A 1,323-nucleotide genomic window follows, 5' to 3' on the forward strand; every position below is an offset into this window, starting at 1 on the left:
GTATTTGTTATGTGCAGGCAAGTAATAAGTAAAGTCAGAGGAGCCGGGAGAATTACTTTCGGCTCATTTTATATACTATTGAAGTATATGAAAGCTGCAGAAAATGTCATCTGCAGCTTTTTTAGCGGAAGTATATAATAAAAAAACGAGATATATTCGAATTGAACTATGTCCCTTTCTCCTTGAAACTACTTTTCTTCCTATTCATACTCCAACAGCTCTTTCTATGATAAAATAATAAAACTAACTAAGTTTCACATGGAAACTTGAAATGTAAGGTGATTAGATACATGAAGTTAATTATTGAAGAAAAGCCGAATCAAGGGTCGACGCTCGCTTCACAGTTTAAGCCAAAGCGTCACGAGGGCTATTTAGAGATTCCACCGAATGAAGTGTTTACAGACGGAGCATATGTAACGTGGGCAGTGGGGCATTTATGTCAGCTTGTAAGTCCGGAAGATTATAAGCCGGAGTGGAAAAAGTGGTCAATTGACACGCTGCCGATGATTCCAGACCGTTTTCAATATGAAGTGACGCGCTCAAAAGCGAAGCAGTTTCAAGTGGTAAAAAAACTGCTTAAAAAGCCGACGGTCACAGAAATTATACATGCGGGAGATGCGGGGCGCGAAGGAGAATTAATCGTCCGTAATATCATCCAGCTCTCAGGTGTGCACAAGCCCATGAAGCGATTGTGGATTTCTTCTTTAACGCCAAAAGCCATTTATGATGGGTTTCAACAGTTAAAAGATGAAAGCGATACGCGCAACCTTTATTATGAAGCATATACAAGAGCATGTGCGGATTGGGTCGTTGGAATGAATGCATCACGCGTGTATAGCATTTTATTGAAAAAGCATGGCATGTCAGATGTTTTTTCAGCAGGACGAGTTCAAACTCCCACTCTTGCTTTGATCGTGAAGCGTGAAAAAGAAATTGATAATTTTAAATCAGAGCCTTTTTGGGAAGTGCTTGCTAAGTTTGATATTGAAGGAAAGAAGTATGAAGGTAAATGGCATCAAGACGGAGAATCACGCCTCAAAGAAAAAGAAATGGCGTATAAAATTGCTCAGTTTTGCGAAGGAAAAGACGCACAAGTTCATGAACTTGTAACGGAGCGAAAAGAGTTCCAGCCGCCTTTATTATTTAACCTATCCTCACTTCAAGCAACCGCGAATAAAGCGTTTAAGTTTTCTCCTAAAAAGACGCTTGATGTGCTGCAAGGGCTGTACCAGAAAGGAATTGTTTCTTATCCGCGGTCAGACTCAAACTACGTAACAGAAGGCGAAACAGAAACGTTTCCTGAGATTTTAGAAAAGCTGAGTG

The 1,323-nt window shown here is 40.1% G+C and carries 1 protein-coding gene; it reads left to right on the forward strand.

The window, feature by feature from the left end; genetic code table 11:
- Positions 1–290: 290 nt before the first annotated feature.
- Positions 291–1,323: DNA topoisomerase (locus tag RB298_RS15545; protein WP_486047524.1), on the forward strand; the 1,033-nt coding region annotated here is incomplete at its 3' end.

The organism is Priestia sp. BR_2, assembly GCF_041954005.1.
In the GTDB taxonomy this organism is placed as follows: Bacteria; Bacillota; Bacilli; order Paenibacillales; family Paenibacillaceae; genus Paenibacillus_AQ; species Paenibacillus_AQ lautus_A.